The 22503-nt window shown below is 66.6% G+C and carries 21 protein-coding genes; 5 read left to right on the plus strand and 16 right to left on the minus strand.

Annotated elements, in window-relative coordinates; all coding sequences use genetic code 11:
* Window positions 1–90: 90 nt before the first annotated feature.
* The 3 genes from ACRARE_RS03815 to clpS are packed head-to-tail and all read right to left on the minus strand — an operon-like array spanning window position 91 to window position 2244.
* Window positions 91–891, minus strand: coding sequence for an SDR family NAD(P)-dependent oxidoreductase (locus ACRARE_RS03815; protein WP_432655084.1), 801 nt, complete (start codon window positions 889–891; stop codon window positions 91–93).
* Window positions 888–1916, minus strand: a complete 1029-nt coding sequence (locus ACRARE_RS03820; protein WP_432655085.1) for a class I SAM-dependent methyltransferase — start codon at window positions 1914–1916, stop codon at window positions 888–890. The genes ACRARE_RS03815 and ACRARE_RS03820 overlap by 4 nt, the downstream gene beginning before the upstream one ends.
* A 7-nt stretch (window positions 1917–1923) precedes the next feature.
* Window positions 1924–2244 (minus strand): ATP-dependent Clp protease adapter ClpS, encoded by a 321-nt coding sequence (gene clpS / locus ACRARE_RS03825; RefSeq protein WP_432655647.1) that lies wholly within the window; start codon window positions 2242–2244, stop codon window positions 1924–1926.
* 226 nt (window positions 2245–2470) lie between these two features.
* Here clpS and ACRARE_RS03830 point away from each other — a divergent pair, with 226 nt between their 5' ends.
* Both ACRARE_RS03830 and ACRARE_RS03835 read left to right on the plus strand, forming a co-directional pair.
* Entirely contained in the window at window positions 2471–3178 is a 708-nt protein-coding gene (locus ACRARE_RS03830; RefSeq protein ID WP_432655086.1) for an HAD family hydrolase, read from the plus strand.
* Between the two features lie 392 nt (window positions 3179–3570).
* Complete coding sequence (locus tag ACRARE_RS03835) at window positions 3571–5124, plus strand: D-alanyl-D-alanine carboxypeptidase family protein (RefSeq protein ID WP_432655087.1); 1554 nt, start codon at window positions 3571–3573, stop codon at window positions 5122–5124.
* Window positions 5125–5388: 264 nt separating this feature from the next.
* On the opposite strand, the gene ccoS is transcribed toward ACRARE_RS03835, so the two are convergent.
* The 5 genes from ccoS to ACRARE_RS03860 form a co-directional block, all read right to left on the minus strand.
* Window positions 5389–5547, minus strand: coding sequence for a cbb3-type cytochrome oxidase assembly protein CcoS (ccoS, locus tag ACRARE_RS03840; RefSeq protein ID WP_432655088.1), 159 nt, complete (start codon window positions 5545–5547; stop codon window positions 5389–5391).
* Window positions 5548–5620: 73 nt separating this feature from the next.
* Window positions 5621–7828, minus strand: a complete 2208-nt coding sequence (locus ACRARE_RS03845; protein ID WP_432655089.1) for a heavy metal translocating P-type ATPase — start codon at window positions 7826–7828, stop codon at window positions 5621–5623.
* 21 nt (window positions 7829–7849) lie between these two features.
* Window positions 7850–8326: a FixH family protein gene (locus tag ACRARE_RS03850; RefSeq protein ID WP_432655090.1), complete on the minus strand. Its 477-nt coding sequence runs from the start codon at window positions 8324–8326 to the stop codon at window positions 7850–7852.
* 1 nt (window position 8327) lies between these two features.
* On the minus strand, window positions 8328–9761 hold the full coding sequence (gene ccoG, locus ACRARE_RS03855) for a cytochrome c oxidase accessory protein CcoG (protein WP_432655091.1): 1434 nt from the start codon (window positions 9759–9761) through the stop codon (window positions 8328–8330).
* A gap of 93 nt (window positions 9762–9854) precedes the next feature.
* A complete protein-coding gene (locus ACRARE_RS03860) occupies window positions 9855–10787 on the minus strand; it encodes a LysR family transcriptional regulator (RefSeq protein WP_432655092.1) in 933 nt (310 codons plus the stop codon).
* Between the two features lie 215 nt (window positions 10788–11002).
* Between ACRARE_RS03860 and ACRARE_RS03865 the strand changes: the two genes are divergently transcribed.
* Entirely contained in the window at window positions 11003–11158 is a 156-nt protein-coding gene (locus ACRARE_RS03865; RefSeq protein ID WP_432655093.1) for a hypothetical protein, read from the plus strand.
* 246 nt (window positions 11159–11404) lie between these two features.
* On the opposite strand, the gene ccoP is transcribed toward ACRARE_RS03865, so the two are convergent.
* From ccoP to ccoN, 4 genes are read right to left on the minus strand one after another with little or no spacing between them, the layout of a single operon-like run.
* On the minus strand, window positions 11405–12265 hold the full coding sequence (gene ccoP / locus ACRARE_RS03870; protein ID WP_432655094.1) for a cytochrome-c oxidase, cbb3-type subunit III: 861 nt from the start codon (window positions 12263–12265) through the stop codon (window positions 11405–11407).
* Window position 12266: 1 nt separating this feature from the next.
* Entirely contained in the window at window positions 12267–12479 is a 213-nt protein-coding gene (locus ACRARE_RS03875; RefSeq protein ID WP_432655095.1) for a cbb3-type cytochrome c oxidase subunit 3, read from the minus strand.
* Window positions 12480–12489: 10 nt separating this feature from the next.
* The gene (gene ccoO / locus ACRARE_RS03880) at window positions 12490–13221 is read right to left on the minus strand and encodes a cytochrome-c oxidase, cbb3-type subunit II (RefSeq protein ID WP_432655096.1); all 732 of its coding nucleotides are present in this window, start codon (window positions 13219–13221) and stop codon (window positions 12490–12492) included.
* An 11-nt stretch (window positions 13222–13232) separates the two neighbouring features.
* Window positions 13233–14837, minus strand: a complete 1605-nt coding sequence (ccoN, locus tag ACRARE_RS03885) for a cytochrome-c oxidase, cbb3-type subunit I (protein WP_432655097.1) — start codon at window positions 14835–14837, stop codon at window positions 13233–13235.
* A 252-nt stretch (window positions 14838–15089) separates the two neighbouring features.
* Between ccoN and ACRARE_RS03890 the strand changes: the two genes are divergently transcribed.
* On the plus strand, window positions 15090–15929 hold the full coding sequence (locus ACRARE_RS03890; protein WP_432655098.1) for a universal stress protein: 840 nt from the start codon (window positions 15090–15092) through the stop codon (window positions 15927–15929).
* 168 nt (window positions 15930–16097) lie between these two features.
* On the opposite strand, the gene fnrL is transcribed toward ACRARE_RS03890, so the two are convergent.
* Window positions 16098–16844: a transcriptional regulator FnrL gene (fnrL, locus tag ACRARE_RS03895; protein ID WP_432655648.1), complete on the minus strand. Its 747-nt coding sequence runs from the start codon at window positions 16842–16844 to the stop codon at window positions 16098–16100.
* Window positions 16845–16918: 74 nt separating this feature from the next.
* Between fnrL and hemN the strand changes: the two genes are divergently transcribed.
* A complete protein-coding gene (gene hemN / locus ACRARE_RS03900; protein ID WP_432655099.1) occupies window positions 16919–18274 on the plus strand; it encodes an oxygen-independent coproporphyrinogen III oxidase in 1356 nt (451 codons plus the stop codon).
* Window positions 18275–18383: 109 nt separating this feature from the next.
* On the opposite strand, the gene ACRARE_RS03905 is transcribed toward hemN, so the two are convergent.
* Genes ACRARE_RS03905 through ACRARE_RS03915 form a run of 3 tightly spaced genes read right to left on the minus strand, consistent with a single transcriptional unit; the run spans window position 18384 to window position 22502 of the window.
* Window positions 18384–20234, minus strand: a complete 1851-nt coding sequence (locus ACRARE_RS03905) for an ABC transporter ATP-binding protein (RefSeq protein WP_432655649.1) — start codon at window positions 20232–20234, stop codon at window positions 18384–18386.
* Between the two features lie 2 nt (window positions 20235–20236).
* Window positions 20237–21403: an ABC transporter permease gene (locus tag ACRARE_RS03910; protein ID WP_432655650.1), complete on the minus strand. Its 1167-nt coding sequence runs from the start codon at window positions 21401–21403 to the stop codon at window positions 20237–20239.
* 10 nt (window positions 21404–21413) lie between these two features.
* Complete coding sequence (locus tag ACRARE_RS03915) at window positions 21414–22502, minus strand: microcin C ABC transporter permease YejB (RefSeq protein WP_432655100.1); 1089 nt, start codon at window positions 22500–22502, stop codon at window positions 21414–21416.
* Window position 22503 lies beyond the last annotated feature (1 nt).

The following is a 22503-nucleotide window of genomic DNA, read 5'->3' on the forward strand; positions in this document are numbered from 1 at the left end:
GCAAAAGGAAATGGCCCCTGACGGGGCCATGCCTTCGGCGAGAGTATTTTTGGCCATCGAATAGGGAAAAGCGGGGCGCCCCGGCCCGGATCAGTGCGCGGGGGCGGCGACCGGATCCAAGAGGGTGCGGCCGCCGTCGACGGTGACGATCTGCCCGGTCATGAAGGACGAGGCCTCGCAGGCCAGGTATTGCACCGCCTCGGCCAGCTCGCTGGGCGGCGCGATGCGCGACAGCGGCGTGTGATCCTCGATATCCTCGCGGAAATCGGAATTGTCGCGCAGGGTTTCCTTCAGCGACGAGGACATGACCGAACCGAAGGCCAGGGCATTGACCCGGATGCCATGCGGCGCCAGGGCGACGGCCAGCGAGCGGGTCATCTGGTCCAGCGCGGCGGCCGAGACCGAGAAGGCCATCAGGTCGGGATGGGTGCGGCGGGCGGCGATGGAGGAGAGGTTGACGATGGCCCCGCCCTGGGGCCCATCGGGCGCCTCGGATTGCTTGATCATCCGCTTGGCCACCGTCTGGGTCACCCGCAGCGCCGTCAGCAGGTTTTGCTGCAACATGGTTTCCATCGCGTCATCGTCGGGGTTCAGCGGGTCCGAGACCAGCACCTGGCGCGAGGCATTGACCAGGATATCCACCTGGTCGAAGGCGTCGATGGTGGCCGACAGCAGGTTGGCGATGGTCAGCTTTTCCCGCAGATCCCCGGCAAAGTAGCGGATGTTGCCCTCTTCCGCCGCCTCGCCCAGCTCTTCGCGCAGCCGGTCCTCGTCCATGTCGGCGAACATCACATTGGCGCCCTTGTCGGCAAAGAGCTTGCCGATGGCCAGACCGATGCCATGGGCGGCGCCGGTCACGATGGCGGTCTTGCCCGCGATCGAGAAACTCATCTGGTTCTCCCCATTCGTCCCGGGGCGGAGCCTAGCGCGGGCCCGGCCCCTTGGCGAGAGGGGCGCTCTGCCATGAGCAGTTTGAAGCTGCGATTGCCGCCGAATGCCTCGACATGACCAAAAAGCCCCTCGAGGGTCTTTTCATAGCCCAGGTGGGCATTGGCCACGAGGTAGAGGCGGCCCTTGGGTGCCAGCATGGCGCCGGCGGCGCGCAGGAAGGCGCGGCCCAGTTCCGGGTCGGCCTTGCGTTCGACGTGGAAGGGCGGGTTCATCACCACGAAATCCAGCATCCGCCCGGGGCGCCAGGCGGTGGCATCGGCCCAGTGGAAGGCGGCGCGCGGGTCGGTGACATTGACCCGGGCACAGGCCAGCGCGGCGTGATCGGCCTCGACCAGATCCAGGGCGCGCACCTTGGGCGCCCCCGCCAGCACCTTGGCCGCCAGATAGCCCCAGCCCGCCCCCAGATCGGCGCCATAGCCCGCCAGTTCCGGCAGCGCCTCGGCCAGCAGCGCCGATGCCGGGTCGACCCCGTCGGCGGAAAAGACGCCCGGCGCGGTCTGCCAGCCATCCACCATCTGCGCCGGGCCGGCGGCCCAATCGGCCAGATCGGCGGCACCGATCCAGAACAGCTTGCCATGGGCCTTGGACAGCGGCGCCGAAACCTCGGCCCCCAGGCCGCGCAGGGCCTTCAGCATGGAATCGACGCCCGCATCCTTCTGCCCGTCGATCAGCACCGGCCCGTCGGTCACCGCCCGCGCCTGGGCCACCAGGGCCCGCGCCTCGGCCTTGGCCCGCGGCAGACAGACCAGCGCCGCGCCATAGCGCCCCTCGGGCGCCACGGCCACGGCATAGCCCTGGCGCTCAAAGGCGGTGTGATCGGGGCGAAAGCCGGTGAGGACCTGGACCCGATCCTTGGGCAAGGCCGACAGATCGGCCCCGGCACGGGGGGCGAACACGGCGACAGGCCCCGCATCGGGCAGGGTCAGGCCGCTCTCCATCGCGAGAGCGAGACGGGTTCCGAGCATGAGCGCCCTATTCCTTTTCCATGGTGCATTGCAGCGGATGCTGGTGCTTGCGGGCGAAATCCATCACCTGCGCCACCTTGGTCTCCGCGATCTCGTGGCTGAAGACGCCGACCACGGCGACGCCCTTCTTGTGCACGGTCAGCATGATCTCGAACGCCTGGGCATGGGTCATGCCAAAGAACCGCTCCAGCACCAGGACGACGAATTCCATCGGGGTGTAATCGTCGTTCAGCAGCAGCACCTTGTACAGCGGCGGCCGCTTGCTGCGCGGTTTGGTGTCCAGCGCGACATTGCCGTCGCCCTGCGGATCGTCGGGGCCCGCCATCATCGTCAGCGGTTGCGCCGACGGCGCCTGCGGCAACGGCCGCTCGGTCTCGGTCACTCGGGTCATCGTCACGTCGGTCATCGTCTCCGCTGGCCTGGCGTCGGTCGGATCGTCCAAGGCGATATCCCTCCGGGGGGCCGGCAGCGTTGTTGAGGTTTCGGGATCAGGCTGCTCTATATAACGCCGCAGGCCCGTCAGGGAAGGCCGCAGCCGGGATCGCAGGTAAAAAATGACACGAAAAATCACAACAATCGGTTTCGATGCGGATGACACGCTGTGGCACAACGAGCGGTTCTTCCACATGACCCAGCAGCGATTCGCGGAATTGCTGGCCGACCATGCCGACCGCGACCACCTGGCCGAGCGCCTGCTGGCCGCCGAACGGCGCAACCTTGGCCACTACGGCTTCGGCATCAAGGGCTTCATGCTGTCGATGATCGAGACCGCGATCGAGGTCACCGACGACCGCGTCCCCGCAAGCGTCATCCGCCAGATCATCGAGACCGGCCAGGAGATGCTGGCCCATCCGATCGAGCTGTTGCCCCATGCCCGCGACGCGGTCGAGGCCCTGTCGGGCAGCCACCGGGTGCTGCTGATCACCAAGGGCGACCTGCTGGACCAGGAACGCAAGCTGGCGCAGTCGGGGCTGGGGGATCTGTTCGACGGGATCGAGATCGTCTCGGACAAGACGCCGCCGGTCTATGCGCGGATCTTCGACGACCACGGCGAGGGGGCCGAACGGGCGCTGATGGCGGGCAACTCGATGAAATCCGACGTGCTGCCGGTGATCGCGGTCGGCGGCATCGGCGTGCATGTGCCCCATGGGCTGACCTGGGCGCTGGAACATGCCGAGGCGCCGCAGGACGAGCCGCGCTTCTTCACCCTGCCCGACCTCTCGGGCCTGCCCGCCCTGGTCGACCGGCTGGAGCAGGGCTGACAGCCTCACGCGGACCCCGCCCCACGCGCCCGTGGCATCGCGGCGCGTGGTCGCAGCCCCCGGTCAGACCCCGTTCCGGGGCCGCGCCGGGCCTTTTCCCTGAGCATTGCGGCCTAAAAGGCTGAAAAGGATAAGCAATTGCACATCTGTAACCCCGCTTTTGCAATCCCTTGTTTTTCTGGCCGAAAGCAGTCCTTGTAGGTTTATCCCCAGGCGCAACTACATCTGGAAGCTGTACACATGTGACGCGCAGTCGCCCCAAAATGGTCGCTTTGTTCACCCCGCGCCCTATGGTATCTGTTGCAGAAGACGACAGTGGCGCCACAGGCACAACGGCGCCACCGTCCAGAACGATTGACCGATCGGAAAACCGGCGGCGACGAGGCAGACAGATGAGTGACTTGGCGGATCGGCGCAGGCAGCCGGCCCTTCTCGGGTTCCGTAGTATTTTCCTGGCATTGATGCTGGCCCTGGGGCTGATGTCCTTCGGCGCCGAGGCGGCCCGCGCGGCCCCCTACGCGGAAATGGTGATCGACGCCCGCACCGGCGAGGTGCTGCGCTCGCGCAATGCCGACACGCGGCTGCATCCGGCCTCCCTGACCAAGATGATGACCCTCTACATCGCCTTCGAGGCGGTGGAACACGGCGAGATCTCGCTGGACACGCTGGTGCGCGTGTCGCGCAATGCCGCCGCCGAGGAACCGTCGAAACTGGGCCTGCGCGAGGGGCAGCGGATCAAGCTGCGCTACCTGATCCGGGCCGCGGCGGTGAAGTCGGCCAATGACGCCGCCACCGCCATCGGCGAGGCGATCGAGGGCTCGGAGGCGGCCTTTGCCCGGCGCATGAACCGCACCGCCCAGGCCCTGGGGATGACCCGGACCACCTTCAAGAATGCCAACGGGCTGACCTCGTCGGGGCACCTGTCCACCGCCCGCGACATGACCACGCTGGGGCGGCATCTCTATTTCGACTACCCCGAGTACTACCACCTGTTCTCGAAACGCACGGCGGATGCCGGCGGCACCACGGTCTACAACACCAACCGCAAGTTCCTGGCCGCCTATCAGGGCGCCGACGGGATCAAGACCGGTTATACCCGGGCCGCCGGGTTCAACCTGGTGGCCTCGGCAGCGCGGGGCAACGAACGGATCATCGCGACGATCTTCGGCGGCCGCTCGACCCCCTGGCGCAACGCCCGCATGGCGGAACTGCTGGACCTGGGCTTTGCCCGCGCCCCCACGACCGCGCGCACCATCGCGCCGCCGAAACCCTCCTATGGCGGCCATGACGAGCTGTTGATGGCGGGCAAGACGATCCGGGTGAACGGCGCCCCGCGCAGCTCGCTGCGCCCGCGCGCCCGGCCCACCCCCGACGAAGCGCCGCTGACCGAAGAGATGCTGCTGGCCGCCGCGCCCGATCCCGCCACGCTGGATGCCGCCGCCGCCGAGGCCCTGGCCTTTGCCGCCACCGGCGCGCCCGGTCCGCAGACCCTGCCGCCGCCCCCCGATCCCGCCCAGGGCGACGCCGCCGAGGCCGCCCAGCCCAGCCCCCTGCCCCGCGGCCCGGTCGAGAATCCGGTGGCGCCCATGGCCCGCCCGCAGACCCTGCTGCAACAGTTCACCCGCGCCAAACCCGCCGCCGCCGAGCTGCCCGCCGATGTGGGCGTGCCGGTGACCCCGGTGGTCACCCGCTCTGCCGATGCGGGCCCGGCCAGCTGGGGGGTGAACATCGGCCGCTACACCACCGAGGGCCGCGCCGAGCGCATCCTGCTGACCACCGCCCTGGCCGAGGTCGAGACCCTGGAAGGCGCCGACCGCCGGGTGATCCGCTCGCCCACCGGGTTCGATGCCAATTTCGCGGGCCTGACCCGCGACGCCGCCGACCGCACCTGCCGCCGCCTGAACGCGCGCAATCAGACCTGCTTCATGATCGGCCCCGGCACCTGACCGGGACCCGGCAGGGGGCCGCCCGCCGGGCCCCTGCCCCCACGGCAGAACCGCCCCAGCAAGGCCGCCATCCGCGGAACGACCTGCGCCTCAGGGCATCCCGCCCCTGTCTTCTCGTTTGCCAGAAATATCCCGGGGGGAATTGAGCCGAAGGCGAAAGGGGGGCAGAGCCCCCCTTTTCCTGCCATGTGCCACCCTACGGCGACGGGAAGCCAGCCCCCACCCACTTCCAAGGTGTCGCCAAAGGCGACAGCCCCGCGCCCCTCAGGGCTTCGGGTGATCGTCCCATTGATCCGACAGGATCCGCTGCGACGTCCCGTCGGGGTCGTCGTATTGATCCGTCTTCACCGTCCAGATGAAACCGACCAGACCGATCCCGCCCAGAAACAGCGAAATCGGGATCAGCCAAACCAGAATATCCATCATGTTCCCTTCCGGGCGCCTGGCGCCCCTGTCTTGGACCTGTGCCGGGTCCGCCCCGGTCCCCGGCGGCGCGTCAGCGCAGCCGCAGGGCGTTCAGCGAGACCGTGATCGAACTGGTCGACATGGCCAGCGCCGCGATCAGGGGCGAACAGAGGCCCGCAACCGCCAGCGGCACGGCTATCACGTTGTAGAATGTCGCTATGCGGAAGTTCTCACGGATCCGCCGCGTGGCGCGAGAGGCGATATCCAGGGCCTCGGGAATGGGCGACAGATCGCCTCCAAGCAGCACGATGTCGGAGGCAACCCGCGCAGCGTCCAGCGCCGAGGCGGGCGAGATCGACACATGCGCCGTGCTCAGCGCCGCCGTGTCATTCAGGCCATCGCCCACCATCAGCACCCGCGCGCCGGCGGCTTGCAGATCGGCGATGCGGGCGGCCTTGTCGCCCGGCAGGGCGCCCGCCGTCCAGTCCGCGATGCCCAGACGCGCCGCCAGATCGGCCACCGCGCCCTCGGCATCGCCCGAGATCAGCGCCACATGCTTGCCCGCCGCCAGCAGGTCGCGCACCGCCTCTTCGGCGCCGTCGCGCAGGCTGTCGGTGAAGGTGAACTCGACCAGGCCGCCCGGGCCCTCCAGCCAGGTGGCGGTCTCGGCCCCCGCCTCGGCGCCCAGCCAGGCGGCGCGGCCCAGGCGCACGCGCTGGCCCGCCAGCAGGGCCTCGGTGCCATAGCCCGGCACTTCGCGCAGATCCGTCACCGGGGCCGGGGTCACGCCGCGCGCGCTCAGCGCCGCGACGAGCGACCGGCTCAGGGGATGCGAGGAGCCCGCCGCCAGGGCCAGGGCCAGCGACAGCGTCCGGGCGTCGAACCCCTCCAGCCCGGTGACCGTAGGCGTGCCCGCGGTCAGGGTGCCGGTCTTGTCGAAGACCACCGTGTCGACCTCGGCCAGCCGCTCCAGCGCGGTTTCATGTTTCACCAGCATTCCGCGCCGGAACAGCCGCCCCGAGGCGGCGGTGGTCACGGCGGGCACGGCCAGGCCCAGGGCGCAGGGGCAGGTGATGATCAGCACGGCGGCGGCGATGTTCAGCGCCACGCGCAGGTCGCCCGACCACAGATACCAGCCGATGAAAGACAGGGCCGACAGGATATGCACGCCGGGCGCGTAGAGCTTGGCCGCGCGGTCGGCCAGCGAGGTGTAGCGCGAGCGCCCGCTTTCGGCGATGGCCACCAGATCGGCCATCCGCGCCAGCGAGGTGTCGCGGCCAATCGCCGTGGCGCGCACGGTCAGCGGGCCGGTCAGGTTGACCTCGCCCGCGCTGACGCCCTGGCCCGGCAGGGCGGGCACGGGCAGGGTCTCGCCGGTCAGCAGCGAGCGGTCCAGTTCCGAGGCGCCCGCGACGATCTCGCCGTCCACGGGCATCCGTCCGCCGGGGCGCACCTGGATCAGGTCGCCGATGGACAGTTCGGCCACCGGCACCTGCACCTCTTCGCCGTCGCGCAGGATCCAGGCGCGGGGCACCTCCAGCGCCGCCAGTTCCTCGGCGGCAGAGCGTGCGGCGGCGCGGGTGCGGTGATCCAGATAGCGGCCCGCCAGCAGGAAGAAGGTCAGCGTCAGGGCCGCGTCGAAATAGGCGTGTTCCCCCGACAGCGAGGTTTCCCAAAGCGAGGTCGCCAGGGCCAGCAGAATGGCCAGCGAGATGGGCACATCCATGTTCAGGTGCCGCGCCTTCAGGGCGCGACCGGCACTGACAAAGAAGGGCTGGGCGCAGAAGGCGATGGCCGGCAGGGTGATTGCCGCGCTGATCCAGTGGAACAGATCGCGGGTGGCATCCGCCGCCCCCGACCAGACCGAAACCGACAGCAGCATGACGTTCATAGAGGCAAAGCCCGCCACCGCCAGCCGCATCAACAGCTCGCGCCCGCCCCGGTCGGTGGCGGTGGCGGCGATGCTGCCCGCGTCCAGCTCATGCGCCTCATAGCCCACGCCCTGGACCACGGCGACCAGATCGGCGGCCTCGACATCGGCCTCGGCCTTCACCTGGGCGCGTTTCAGGGTCAGGTTCACCCGCGCCTCGCGCACCCCCGGCGCGGCATTCAGCGCGCGCTCGACCGTGTCGATACAGGCCGCGCAGTGGATGCCCGGCAGGGACAGCGCCAGGGTCGCCCCTTCCAGCTCGCGCGCGCGGCGCGCCATGTCCTCGGCGGCGGGGGCGGCGGAACAGGCCGGACAGGCCGAGATGCCGCCCGGTTGTTCCTCGATGAAATGCTGCGCTGCGTCGACCATCTGCGGCCCCGGTTCTTTCCCTTAGTCCTCGACCTGAAGTTCCAGCCGTTGCAGGAACTCGGTCCCGTCTTCGGCAATGGCGCTGAAGCGGACGATCCAGCGGCCCTCGCCCACTTCCAGCGGCGCCTCGTAGGCGGTGCCGTTGTAGGCGAACTGCGGCACCACGTCGTCGGTGCTGTCGGTGGGCCGGCCGATGGTCGCGGTCATCTCCTTGGCGCGCACCGGGCGACCGTCGCGATCGGTGATCGCGATGGTCAGCATCTCGCCCGCGTCGCGGGCCTCGATGCTCCACCCCAGGCGTTCCTGATCGGCGACGCGGGTGTCGAACTCCTGGCTGAAGACATAGGTGTTGTCGACCTCCAGCCCCGGGAAGGTGCGGACCGCCTTGGTCGCCATCACCACGTTGACCGTGATGATGATGCCGAAGGCCGCCACGAAGATGGCCAGCACATGCCAGCCCTTCAGGGTGAAGCCGCTATGCTCTGCGGTGTCGCTCATGTCATTGGGCCCTTCCGTTGAAGACGGTTTCCTCGCTCGACCGTTCCTGGCTCGAAATATCCTCGACCCAGAGGGTGAACTCGGTCCGGTCCGAAGTCGCCGGTCCGGTGCCAGGGGCCGCGGTCACGTAGACCCGGGCCAGGTGGGTGGCGTCGGCGTCGACGGTCACGGTGGCATCCTCGCTGCCTTCGACCTGAACCACAAGGGCCGGGTCGCCTTCGGCAGACAGGCGGAAGACCTGCTCTTCGCCCTGCTTGTTGCGCAGGCGCACGTCATAGACGTTGCGGATCGTGCCGTCAGACAGGGTGATGAAGGTCGGGTTGCGCACCGGGGCGACGGTCATGTCGATCTCGGGGCGGATGAACAGCGCCACCACCAGGCCCACCCCCACGGCGGCCCACAGAACGGTGTACAGGATCGTGCGCGGCCGGAAGATGTGCTTCCAGATCTTGCGGGGTTCCTTGCCCGCGCGCTCGTTCTGCTCATCCGTCAGCGCCATGTAGTCGATCAGGCCACGGGGCTTGCCGACCTTGTCCATCACGTCGTCGCAGGCGTCGATGCACAGGGCGCAGGTGATGCAGGCCAGTTGCTGCCCGTCGCGGATGTCGATCCCCATCGGGCAGACGTTGACGCAGGCGTTGCAGTCGATGCAATCGCCAAGCGCCTGGGCACCCTCGGCCTTGCGGTGCTTGCCGCGTGGCTCGCCCCGCCAGTCGCGATAGGCGACGGTGATCGTGTCCTCGTCCATCATCGCGGCCTGGATGCGCGGCCAGGGGCAGGCGTAGATACAGATCTGCTCGCGGGCGAAACCGCCGAAGAGGAAGGTCGTCGCGGTCAGCACCAGCATGGTGGTATAGGCCACCGGATGGGCGTTCAGCGTCACCAGATCCTTCAGCAGGGTCGGCGCATCGGCAAAGTAGAAGACCCAGGCGCCCCCCGTGGCCAGGCCGATCCCGAACCAGGCCACCCATTTGGTGATCCGCAGGCGGACCTTGCGCAGATCCCACTTCTTCTGCCGGTGCAGGCGCAGGCGCGCGTTGCGGTCGCCCTCGATCCAGCGTTCGACCAGGATGAAGAGGTCGGTCCAGACGGTCTGCGGGCAGGTATAGCCGCACCAGACCCGGCCCAGGGCCGAGGTGAACAGGAACAGCCCCAGCCCCGCCATCACCAAGAGGCCGGCGATGAAGTAGAATTCATGCGGCCAGATCTCGATCCAGAAGAAGAAGAACCGCCGGTTGGCCAGGTCGATCAGCACCGCCTGGTCGGGCAGGTTCGGACCCCGGTCCCAACGGATCCAGGGGGTCAGGTAATAGATACCGAGGGTCACGATCATGATGACCCATTTCAGGTTCCGGAAGCGACCTTTCACCCGGCGGGGAAAGATCGGTTCCCTGGCAGCATAGAGCTTGGGATCTTCTGTATCGGAAGCAGACACGGGGGCGTTCCTCTGGATTCAGTTTCAAAGCCTTCTTGCAAACCAATGTTTTCCCAACATTGACCTGCATCAAATGCGACATTTTCACTGTATCTATTGACCCGCCGGTTGTGACCCCCCCGGATCGGAGCCGCCCGCCTGTGGTCCCCAGGCGGCACGGGCCTGGCGCAGCATCCAGCGGCCGAAGGCGCGCGCCTCGGGACGCAGGGTCGGGCCATGAGACAGCAGGAAATAGCCCTTTTTCCGTACGTCTTCGAACAGAAGGCGCAGCCGACCGGCGGCCAGTTCCTCTTCGGCGAAGGCCCGCGCCATGACCCCGACACCGCGCCCGGTGCGCAGCGCCTCCAGCATCAGATTGCCCGGCAGCGACGTTACGCCGCGCCGCGGATCCAGCCGGCTGCCCTGCCATTCCAGGAACTCGCCCGCCTCGTTGGTGCCCAGTTCCTGGAACCAGGGGTAGTCCGACAGTTCCGCCGGGCTGGGAAAGACGCCCTCGGGAATCAGCTCGGGCGAGGCGAGGACGGCAATCGGGCTTTCCACCAGCAGGTCCACGTCCAGCCCCGGCCAGTCGCCCGAGCCATAGCGCAGCGCCAGATCGGCGCCACCGGGGCCCACCTCGCGCAGCTCTGGCGTGGGGTCGATCATCAGCGACAGGCCCGGGTTGGCGGCCTGGTAGGCGCCCAGGCGGGGCATCAGGAACTGCGCCGCCAGGGTGGGGGTGCAGGTCACCACGATGGGCCGTTCCGCCAGGTCGCCGCGCAGCCGGGCGACCACCTCGGCGATCCCCTCCATCCCCGCCAGCACCGCCTCGGCCAGCTGGCGGCCCTCGGTTGTCAGCTCCAGCGCGCGGGCGCCGCGGCGCACCAGGGGCAGGCCGACATGCTGCTCCAACTGCTTGAGCTGCTGGCTGATCGCGGCATGGGACACGTTCAGCCGGGCGCCCGCGGCCACGGTGGTTCCGCTTTCCGCAAGGGCGGCCAGGGCGCGCAGCGCCGTCATCGGGGGCAGGCCGGTCCAGTCAATCATGTAAGCCAGTCTTACAGGTGGGAATTATTCCTGAATAGGGGATTCGGGTCTTGCCCCCGTAAAACAAGGTCAGACACCGAAACCGGAGAGAGACCCATGTTCAACATCTACGCAAAGGCCCTGCTGACCGCCACCCGCCTGAACGCCACCCCGACGCGCCCGGTGACCGACGCGCGGCTGCCCCGCCTGCGGGCGCCCCGGACGGAGGACTCGTGATGGATCCGATCCTTTATCGCCCGCTGGATGTGCTGGACGAACGCATTCGCCGCGCCGACCGGTATCAGCACGACCAGCCGCGCCGCCGCCCGCCGGAACCGAACGAGCCGCGCTTCTACTGGTGGCCCGCCCGGCCCAGGCGGCGCCGGGGCTGAGGGCTGGCCTCTACACGCAGGCACCAACGCATTGGCCCCGACCCGAAAACCGGCAGAGACAAAAAAGCCCGCCCTGCGATTGCAGGGCGGGCTTCCCCGTTTACCCGGGGCGGGCTAGAAAAATGGCACCGACCGTTCAAGGAAACGCGCGAACAGGACGAAGCGGCCGGTGCCAACCCCACCACAAGAGCGGGGGTCTGGATTGGCGGGGGGCGACCCCCGCCAAATTCGTTTCAGCGGGCGGGCTTACTCGCCACCGCCCAGCTGGTGGACATAGGTGGCCACGGCGCGGATCTGCGCTTCGCTCAGACGTTCACCCCAGTTGGGCATCACGCCGAAGCGGGCGTTTTCCACCGTTTCGTGGATGGTCGCGTAGTCCCCACCATAAAGCCAGATGGCATCGGTCAGGTTGGGCGCACCCTGTTCCCGGTCGCCGGTGCCGTCTTCCATGTGGCACGACACGCAGTTCTCTTCGAAGACGACGGCGCCTTCCTCGACCAGGCTGGCGTCCTGCGGGGTGCCCGAGAGGGACATCACGTAGTTGACCACCGCGTCGATCTGCGCGGGCTCCAGCAGCTCGTCGGCACCGAAGGCCGGCATGGCGCTGTAGCGGGCGTCCCAGTCATCCTCGTTCCGGATGCCGTGGGTGACGGTGTAGTGGATCGATTCGATATCGCCCCCCCACAGCCAGTCGTCGTCCAGCAGGTTCGGATAGCCGACCGCACCGGCAGCGCCCGAACCGTGGCACTGGGCGCACCAGGTCTTGAACACGGCCGCCCCGGCAGAGGTGGCGTATTGGTTCAGCTCGGGGTTGGCGGCGATCTCGGTCAGCTCGGCCGAGGCCAGCTGCTCGTTGATGCCCGCGTTGGCCGCATCGACCTCGGCGATCCGTTCAGCCACCTGGCCACGGGTCGAGAAGCCCATGACACCGGCGGTTGCCTGGTTCACCAGCGGCCAGGCCGGGTACATCACCGTGTAGATGATGGCCCAGACGATACAGGCGTAGAAGGTCCACAGCCACCAGCGCGGCAGGGGCGTGTTCAGTTCCTCGATGCCATCCCAGGAATGGCCCGTGGTGCCGTGTTTCTGTTTCAGGTCATCGCTCATCTCACAGGTCCTTTCCTGCGAAGGCCGGCTCGGACGTGGATTTCACGTCACGGGCGGGGCGGTCTTCGTTGCGCAGCGGGATGCTTGCCGTGTCCTGGTAGGTCTTGCGGGCGCCGGGCCGGAAGACCCAGATGATCACGCCCACGAAGAACAGGAACAGCGCCAGCAGCATCCAGCTGTCCGCGAATTGGCGAAGGATCGAATAGGTGTCCATCTGATCCCCCTTAGCGGCTTTCGTCGGGGTAGAAGGTCGAGAAGTCGACCAGCGTCCCCAACATCTGAAGATAGGCGATCAGCGCATCCATTTCGGAAATGCCCGGCTCACCGTCGAAGTTGCGCACGTTGACGCTTTCCTCGCCGTAGCGTTCCAGCAGACCGTCGTAATCGCTGTCGGGATCCGCCTGCGCCAGGAAGTCGGACTGGGCGTTTTCCAGCTGATCTTCCGTGTACGGGACACCGACCAGGGCGTGCGTGGACATCAGGTCCTGCATGTATTCGCCCTCGATCATCGCATGGGTCAGGAAGCCGTATTTCGGCATCACCGACTCAGGCACGACCGACTGCGGGTTGGTCAGGTGATCGACGTGCCACTCGTCCGAGTAGCGGCCACCGACGCGGGCGAGGTCGGGCCCCGTCCGCTTCGAGCCCCACTGGAACGGGTGGTCGTACTTCGATTCCGCCGCCAGCGAGTAGTGGCCATAGCGTTCCACCTCGTCGCGCATCGGCCGGATCATCTGGCTGTGGCAGACATAGCAGCCTTCGCGCACGTAGATGTCCCGGCCCGCCAGTTCCAGCGGCGTGTAGGGGCGCATCCCTTCCACATCCTCGATGGTGTTTTCGAGGTAGAAGAGCGGTGCGATTTCCACGATGCCGCCGATGGTCACCACTGCGAAAGAGCAGGCCAGAAGCAGGGTGGCGTTGCGTTCCAGGAACGCGTGTTTGTCAAGAATACCCATCTATCTGCTCCTCATTCCGCGGGCACGAGGCCGTGGACGGTCTTCTCGGCGGGTTGCTTCTTCACGGTCAGCACCAGGTTGACGCACATGATGATCGCGCCGGCCAGGTACATCACGCCACCCAGGCCACGGACCACGTACATCGGGAACTTGGCAGCCACGGTGTCGGCGAAGGAGTTCACCAGGAAGCCGTTGGCGTCGACTTCGCGCCACATCAGGCCTTCCATGATGCCGGTCACCCACATGGCGGCGGCGTAGAGAACGATGCCGATGGTGGCGAGCCAGAAGTGCCAGGAGACCATGCTCAGGCTGTAGAGTTCCTTGCGGTTCCACAGTTTCGGCACCAGGTAGTACAGCGCGCCGAAGGTGATCATGCCGTTCCAGCCAAGCGCGCCAGAGTGGACGTGACCGATGGTCCAGTCGGTGTAGTGCGACAGCGAGTTCACCGCGCGGATCGACATCATCGGGCCTTCGAAGGTGGACATGCCGTAGAAGCCGACAGCGATCACCATCATCCGGATCACCGGGTCGGTGCGCAGCTTGTCCCAAGCGCCCGACAGGGTCATCAGGCCGTTGATCATGCCGCCCCAGCTGGGCATCCACAGGACCACAGAGAACACCATGCCCAGGGTCGAGGCCCAGTCAGGCAGCGCGGTGTAGTGCAGGTGGTGCGGACCGGCCCAGATGTAGATGAAGATCAGCGCCCAGAAGTGGATGATCGACAGCTTGTAGGAATAGACCGGCTTTTCGGCGCGTTTGGGGATGAAGTAGTACATCATGCCCAGGAAGCCCGCGGTCAGGAAGAAGCCCACGGCGTTGTGGCCGTACCACCACTGCGTCATGGCATCCTGCACACCGGCCATCACCTGCACCGACTTGCCGCCGAAGATGCTGACCGGGATCACCAGGTTGTTGACCACGTGCAGCATGGCGACGGTCACGATAAACGACAGGTAGAACCAGTTGGCCACGTAGATGTGGGGTTCTTTCCGCTTGATGATCGTGCCCAGGAAAACCGCCAGATAGGCCACCCAGACGATGGTCAGCCACAGGTCGACATACCACTCAGGCTCGGCATATTCCTTGGACTGCGACCCGCCCAGCACATAGCTGAGGGCGGCCATCACGATGAACAGGTTGTAGCCCCAGAAGACGAACCAGCCCAGGCCGCCGCCCCAGAGACGCGCCGCCGAGGTCCGCTGGACCACGTAGAAGGAGGTCGCGATCAGCGCGTTGCCCCCGAAGGCGAAGATCACGGCGCTGGTGTGCAGCGGCCGCAGGCGCCCGAAATTCAGATAGCCCTGGGCCCAGTCGAAGTTGAGCACCGGAAAGGCCAGTTGGAACGCGATGAACACGCCCGCGAGGAAACCGACCACACCCCAGAAGGCGGTGGCGATCACCCCGTAGCGGACAACGCCGTCCATGTATTCCCCGGACAGGTCCCGCAGGTCCCCGTCCTCGTCCGTCTTGCGCAGCGTGTAGATGAAGGTCACGGCAGCGGCCAGCATGACCACCAGCATGTTCACCATATACGCCAGGTCGCGCGCATAATTGGCGGCGATCGCGGCGAAAATCGCGACCAGCGCCAGCGCGACTAGCTTGATTGCATTTGTCATAACGCGTCCCTTTGTCAGTCCAACGAGGCGGAATTCTCCCCCCGCTTCTTATCGGAATTGCGACCCCCGCTTATTGCGGCGGACCCGAGTCAGATGCCTTGATCTGTATCAATCGCGAAACCGTGAGGTGTTGACGAAGATCAATGTGCGGCGATTTCCCACATGCTAAACACACCTTATAGACCAGTGACTGGTCAAGGTATCTCGTGTCCTGGTAACAGTTTTTACGGAACAAACGATCAGGAGGCTCCCATGGCCTACAAGACGATCTTCACGATCCTGACCCGGAAAGAGGGGCTGAAGGCCCATCTCGATCAGGTCGCCGCCCTCGCCCTTTCACATGATGCTCACCTCGACGTGCTCTGCCTTGGCGTCGACCGGACGCAGATGGGCTACTACTACGCCGGGGCCAACGCGATGGTCCTGCAAGAGGCCATCACCCGCGCGACCGAAGAGTCGAAGGCCCTGGAGGCCGAGGCCAACGAGCTGCTGAAAGCCTCTGGCCTGCGCTATGCGGTGGATACCGACGTGGCCCAGATGGGCGACATCGGCCGCCACGTTGCCTGGCGCGCCCGCTTCTCCGACCTGGTGGTGCTGCCCAAGCCCTATGGCGAGGGCAAGGGCGTCGAGGATGAGCCGATCATCGAATCGGTGCTCTTCGAAGGCCGCACCCCGGTGCTGGTGATGCCCGACGCCCCCGCGGCGGCGCTCGAATCGAAAACCCCGCTGATCGCCTGGAACGAAACGCCCGAGGCCTTGGCAGCGGTGCGCAAGTCGTTGCCGATGCTGCAGAAGGCGGCGGCGGTCCATGTGGTGGTGATCGACCCGCCGATGCACGGGCCGGACCGGTCGGACCCCGGCGGGATGCTGGCGGCCTGGCTGGCCCGCCACGGCGTGGCGACCGAGATCGACGTGATCTCGAAGACCATGCCGCGGATCTCGGACCTGATCTGCCGCCACGCCACCGACATTGGCGCGGACATGGTGATCATGGGGGCCTATGGCCACTCGCGCTTCCGCGAAGCCATCCTGGGCGGCGCCACGCGCCACATGCTGGAAGGCACCGAACTGCCCATCTTCATGGCGCATTGATTGCGATGACAGGCTGAACAGGGGGGCGGGTCTTCGGATCCGCCCCTTTTGCATTCCTAGCGCTGCGCGATAGGTCGATCCGGGCGGGGGCTCTGCCCCCCTTGAGGCATCGCCCGGCACGGGCGATAGCAGCGCGGGGCGATGGCCAGCCCGCGCGCGGGTCGGGCGTCAGACCAGCAGGCCGCCGTCCGAATCGTCGCCCGCCTCTTCCAGCAGACGCGAGAAATCGGGCACGGTCACATGGCGTTTGCCCTGCAACTCGATGATGCCTTCGCGTTTCAGCGCCGAGATCTGGCGGCTGACCGTTTCCAGCGTCAGGCCCAGGTAATCGGCCATCGCTTCGCGGGTCAGCGGCAGGTCGAAGACGATCTTTTCCTGGATCGACAGCGAGTTGATCGAGGCGTCGCGGCGCCCGATGATGGCCAAGAGCGAGGCGATCTTCTCGCGCGCGGTCTTGCGGCCCAGCACCAGCATCCATTCCCGCGCCGCGTCCAGCTCGTCCAGGGTCATCTGCAACAGGCGCTGCGCGATATGCGGCGTGGTTTCCATCATCTGCTCGAAGGGCTTCTTGCGGAAGCAGCACATGACCAGATCCGAGGTTGCCACCACGTCATAGGCCGCGCCCTCGCGCCCCGGACGGCCGACGAAATCGCTGGGCAGCAGCAGGCCCACCATCTGGGTGCGCCCGTCTTCCATCGTCTGGGTCAGCGTGGCGATGCCTGACACGACCGAGCCCACGAAATCCATCCGGTCACCGGACCAGATCACCGTCTGGCCGGCCTCGAAGGTCCGGTAATACTTGATCTCTTCCAGACGCTCCAACTCGTCCGTTTCGCAACGGGCGCAGACGGCACGGTGGCGGATCGGGCAATCGCCGCAATCATGGGAGACGAAGGAGAAATCTTCCTGAAGCATGTCGAACCGCAGTCTGGTGGGAGGGTTGATCTGGGTCAATGCGCCGTTCTGGCGCTCAGGTAAACCCTATTCTCATGGTCACCAAAACGCAACTTGAACGCCTGGGGCTGTTTGACGCCAAAGTGCCGCGTTACACAAGCTATCCCACGGCCCCGCATTTCTCCGACGCGATCGGCTCGGGCGAACATGCGTCGTGGATCGAAGCCATCCCGGAAGGGGCCGAGATCTCGCTCTACATCCATGTGCCCTTCTGCCGCAGGCTGTGCTGGTTCTGCGCCTGCCGGACCCAGGGCACGCAAAGCGACGAACCGGTGCGCGCCTACATGGAGACGCTGCTGGCGGAACTGGACCTGCTCGAGACCCGGCTCAAGCCCGGTATCACGTTGTCGCGACTTCACTGGGGCGGCGGCACGCCGACCCTGCTCAGCCCCGGCATGATGGAGACCCTGGCGGGCCGCGTGGCCGAGGTGGTGCCCTTTGCCAAGGGCGCCGAGTTCTCGGTCGAGATCGACCCCAACGAGGTGGACGAGGCGCGCCTTGCGGTGCTGGCCGCGGCGGGCATGAACCGCGCCTCCATCGGGGTGCAGGATTTCGATCCGATGATCCAGGAATGCATCGGCCGCGAGCAAAGCTATGAGGTGACCCGCGACGTGATCGAGGCGATCCGCGCCCATGGCATCGAAAGCCTGAACGCCGACATCCTGTTCGGTCTGCCGCATCAGACCAACGAGAAGATCACCGAAAGCGTGCAGAAGCTGCTGTCGCTGTCGCCCGACCGGGTGGCCCTTTACGGCTATGCCCATGTGCCCTGGATGGCGCGGCGCCAGGGGATGCTGCCCTCGGACGCCCTGCCGACCCCGGCCGAGCGGCTGGATCTTTTCGCCACGGCGCGCAAGCTGTTCCTGTGGGACAATTACGCCGAGATCGGGATCGACCACTTCGCCCTGCCCGAGGACGGGCTGGCGAAGGCGCAGAAGGCCGGGACGCTGAAGCGCAACTTCCAGGGCTATACCGACGATCAGGCCGAGGTGCTGGTCGGCCTCGGCGCCTCGTCGATCTCGCGCTTCCCGCAGGGCTATACCCAGAACGCGCCCGCCACCGGCGTGCATACCAAGGCGATCCGCGAGGGCCGTTTCTCGACCGCCAAGGGTCATGCCTATCGCGGCGAGGACCGGATGCGCGCCCGGATCATCGAGGCGATCATGTGCGACTTCGGGGTGCGTACCGCCGAGATCGCCCGCGACTTCGGCATCAGCGCGGCGGCGCTGACCGCCATGTTCCGCGATGTCGCGGCCCAGTTCGACGGGCTGCTGCGGGTGACCGAAGAGGGGCTGAGCATCCCCCCCGAGGCGCAGCCGCTGACCCGGCTGGTGGCCCGGGCCTTCGATGCCTATGACGGCGCCAAGGCGCGGCATTCCTCGGCCATCTGAGCGGGGGCGCAGGCCAGACCATCGCGGGGGCGTCGCATCATGGGGTGCGGCGCCCCCGCCCGTTTCCGGGCGGGACGCGCAGAGCAACCCGCAGGGCGCCAGGCGCGCGCTAGCGGTCCATCGCGGCGGCGAACAGCTCTTTGGTATAGGCGGCCTGGGGCGCATCGAAGATCTGCGCGGCGGGCCCGGCCTCGATCACGTCGCCGTGGCGCATGACCATCACCCGGTGTGACATGGCGCGCACCACTTTCAGGTCGTGACTGATGAACAGATAGGCCAGCCCGTATTTGCGCTGCAGGTGGCGCAGCAGGTCGACGATCTGCACCTGCACCGTCATGTCCAGCGCCGAGGTCGGCTCGTCCAGCACCACCAGCTTGGGCCGCAGGATCATCGCCCGGGCGATGGCGATCCGTTGCCGCTGACCGCCCGAGAACTCATGCGGATAGCGGTCCATCGCCGCCGGATCCAGGCCCACCTCGGTCATCACCTCGGCCACCAGATCGCGCACCGGGCGGTCATCGGCGATCTTGTGCACCGAGAGGCCTTCGGAAATGATCTGTTCCGCCGTCATCCGCGGCGAGAGCGAGCCATAGGGATCCTGAAAGACGATCTGCATATCCTTGCGCAGCCGCCGCAGCTCGGCGGTGGAAAGGGCGTGCACGTCCTGCCCGTCAAAGCGCACCTGCCCCTCGGATCCGATCAGCCGCATCAGCGCCAGCGCAAGGGTGGTCTTGCCCGATCCGCTTTCGCCAACAACCCCCAGGGTTTCGCCCGCGTGCAGGGTCAGCGAGGCGTCGTTGACGGCCTTCACATGGCCCACGGTGGTCTTCATCAGCCCCTTCTGGATCGGGAACCAGACGCGCAGATGCTGCGCCGTCAGCACCTCGGGCGCATCGCCCGAAGGTTCCTGCGGGGCGCCGCTGGCCGCCGCCGACAGCAGCATCCGGGTATAGGGATGCTGCGGATTGGCGAAAATCTCGGCCGTGGGGCCCTCTTCGACGATCTCGCCGTCCTTCATCACGCAGACCCGGTCGGCGATGCGGCGCACGATGCCCAAGTCATGGGTGATGAACAAAAGGCCCATGCCGGTCTCGGCCTTCAGCTCCGCCAGCAGATCCAGGATCTGCGCCTGGATCGTCACGTCCAGCGCCGTGGTCGGCTCATCCGCGATCAGCAGCTCGGGCTTGTTGGCCAGGGCCATGGCGATCATCACCCGCTGGCGCTGCCCGCCCGACAGCTCGTGCGGATAGGCCGTCAGCCGCTCTTCCGCATCACGGATGCCCACCTGGTTCAGCAGAGCGATAGAGCGGTCGCGCGTCTCGCTTCCGGTGATCCATTGCGCCAGCCGCGCCTTCAGAACCGTCTTGCCCGCCCACAGCACCGCCGTCAGCCCAAGCGCCCAAAGGACGGCGCGGAACAGCCGGGCGACCGCCTCGACGCCGAAGGCGCCCAGGAAATCCAGGCTGGGTTCCTCGGGCGCGGTGGCCACGAAGGCACCGTAAAGGGCCAGGAAGGCGAAGAAGACGATCAGCCCGATCAGCACCGGCACCGGGTTCAGCCCCATCCAGCCTTCCAGCCAGCGTTTCAGCCAGCCGCGCCCCTTCATGCCCTGGTGCAGGGCCATGCTTTCCGCCAGCTGCTTTTCGATCGTGTGCAGCGGGTTGAGAGAGGTCATCGGCTCCTGGAAGATGAAGGAGATGTCGTTGCCGCGCAGCTTGCGCAGCTTGGCATTCGGCGCATCCACCATCTCTTCGCCGTCGAAGGTGACCGAGCCCGAGACATGGGCGTTTTCGCCCAGAAGCGACACGGTGGACAGCGCCGAGACGGATTTGCCCGAGCCCGACTCGCCCACCAGGGCCACGGTCTCGCCCCGGTCGACGGCGAAGGAAACGCCCTTCACGGCCTCGACGCTGTGGCCGTCCTGGGTGAAGGCAACGCGCAGGTCCCGGACCTGTAGCATAGTCATCGGAAGGTCTTTCTGGGGTCAAAGGCATCGCGCACGCCTTCGAAGATGAAGACAAGCAGCGACAGCATCACGGCGAAGACGACGAAGGCGGTAAAGCCCAGCCAGGGCGCCTGAAGGTTCTGTTTCGCCTGCAAGGTCAGTTCGCCCAGCGAGGGGGCGGAACTGGGCAGGCCGAAGCCCAGGAAATCCAGGCTGGCCAGGGTCGAGATCGTGCCGGTGACGATGAAGGGCATCATGGTCAGCGTGGCGACCATGGCATTGGGCAGCATGTGGCGGAACATGATGACGCGGTTCGACACGCCCAGGGCCTTGGCGGCACGGACATATTCCAGGTTGCGGGCGCGCAGGAACTCGGCCCGGACCACGCCCACCAGGGCCATCCAGCCGAAGAGGACGGTCAGCAGCACCAAGAGCCAGAAACTGCGCCCCAGGATCGCGAACAGAATGATGATGATGTAGAGCGACGGCGTCGACGACCAGATCTCTATCACCCGCTGGAAGATCAGGTCCACCTTGCCGCCGAAATAGCCCTGCACCGCACCGGCAAAGATGCCGATGGCCGAGGCAGAGACGGTGACGATCAGGGTGAACAGGATCGACAGGCGGAAGCCGTAGATCACCCGCGCCAGCACGTCGCGCTTGGTATCGTCGGTGCCCAGAAGGTTCTGTTGGTTGGGCGGCAGGGGGGCGGCGCCGGGGCGTTCCACGGGGCTGTTGAAGGAATAGGGGATCGGCGGCCAGACGGTCCAGCCGCGCGCGATTTCCTCGCCCGCGACCACGCCATCCTGCGCGTCTTCCATCACCGCCTCGGGGTCGTCGAAACAGATGTCCAGCCCGCCGGTTTCGATCAGGCATTGCACCTCGGGGTCGCGATAGACCGCCTCGGTGCGGAAATCGCCGCCGAACTCCGTCTCGGGGTAGAACTTGAAAATCGGCATGTAGTAGCCGCCGCGATAGTTCACCAGGATCGGCTTGTCGTTGGCGATGAACTCGGCAAACAGCGAGGCGCCAAACAGGATCGCGAAAAGGATCAGCGACCAGAACGCCCGGCGGTTGCGGCGGAAGGACCGCCAGCGGCGCTGGTTCAGCGGCGAAAGAAAGCCCCGGGGCGCCTTGGCCACCGGCGCGGGCGCGGTCTGGCCCGGCAGGCGTTCGTCATCCATCAGGCTCATCTCAGCCCTCCCGGCTTTCAAAGTCGATGCGGGGGTCGACGAAGACATACATCAGGTCCGACAGGATCCCGACCACCAGCCCGATCAGGCCGAAGATGAAGAGCGTGCCGAAGATCACCGGGTAGTCGCGCGCCAGCGCGGCGGTGAAGCCCAGGCGGCCGAGACCGTCGAGCGAGAACAGCGTCTCGATGATCAGCGACCCGGCGAAGAAGACGCCGATGAAGACGCTGGGAAAGCCCGCGATGACGATCAACATCGCGTTGCGGAAGACATGGCCGTAAAGGACGCGCCGCTCCGTCTGGCCCTTGGCGCGGGCGGTCATCACATATTGCTTCTTGATCTCGTCCAGGAACGAGTTCTTGGTCAGCAGGGTCAGCGTGGCAAAGGCCGAGATGGTCGAGGCCAGCACCGGCAGGGTGATGTGCCACAGGTAGTCCAGGATCTTTCCGCCGAAACTCAGCTGGTCGAAATTGTCCGAGGTCAGCCCGCGCAGCGGGAAGATCTGCCAGTAGGATCCGCCCGCAAACAGCACCATCAGCAGCACGGCAAACAGGAAGCCCGGGATGGCATAGGCCACGATGATGATCCCCGAGGTCACATTGTCGAAGCGCGAGCCCTCTTTCACCGCCTTGCGGATGCCAAGCGGGATCGAGACGATATAGGCGATCAGCGTCGACCACAGGCCCAGGGTGATCGAGACCGGCATCTTTTCCAGCACAAGGTCAATGACCGAGACAGAGCGGAAGTAGCTGTCGCCGAAATCCAGCCGGACATAGTTCCACAGCATCAGCAGGAAGCGTTCCAGCGGCGGCTTGTCAAAGCCGAACTCCTTTTCCAGGTTGGCGATGAACTCGGGCGGCAGGCCGCGGGCGCCGGCATATTCGGAATTGCCGCTGCCCTCGAACATGTCGGCCGCATCGTTGGCGCCGCCGGTAAAGCCTGCGGTCACGTCCCCCTGCCCCTGCACCTGGGCGATGATCTGCTCGATCGGGCCGCCGGGCACGAACTGGGTCAGGGCGAAGTTGATGATCATGATGCCCAGCAGGGTCGGGATGACCAGTGCCAGGCGTCTTAGGATATAGGCCCCCATG

The organism is Pseudooceanicola aquaeponti (genome assembly GCF_050897975.1).
GTDB lineage: Bacteria > Pseudomonadota > Alphaproteobacteria > Rhodobacterales > Rhodobacteraceae > Pseudooceanicola.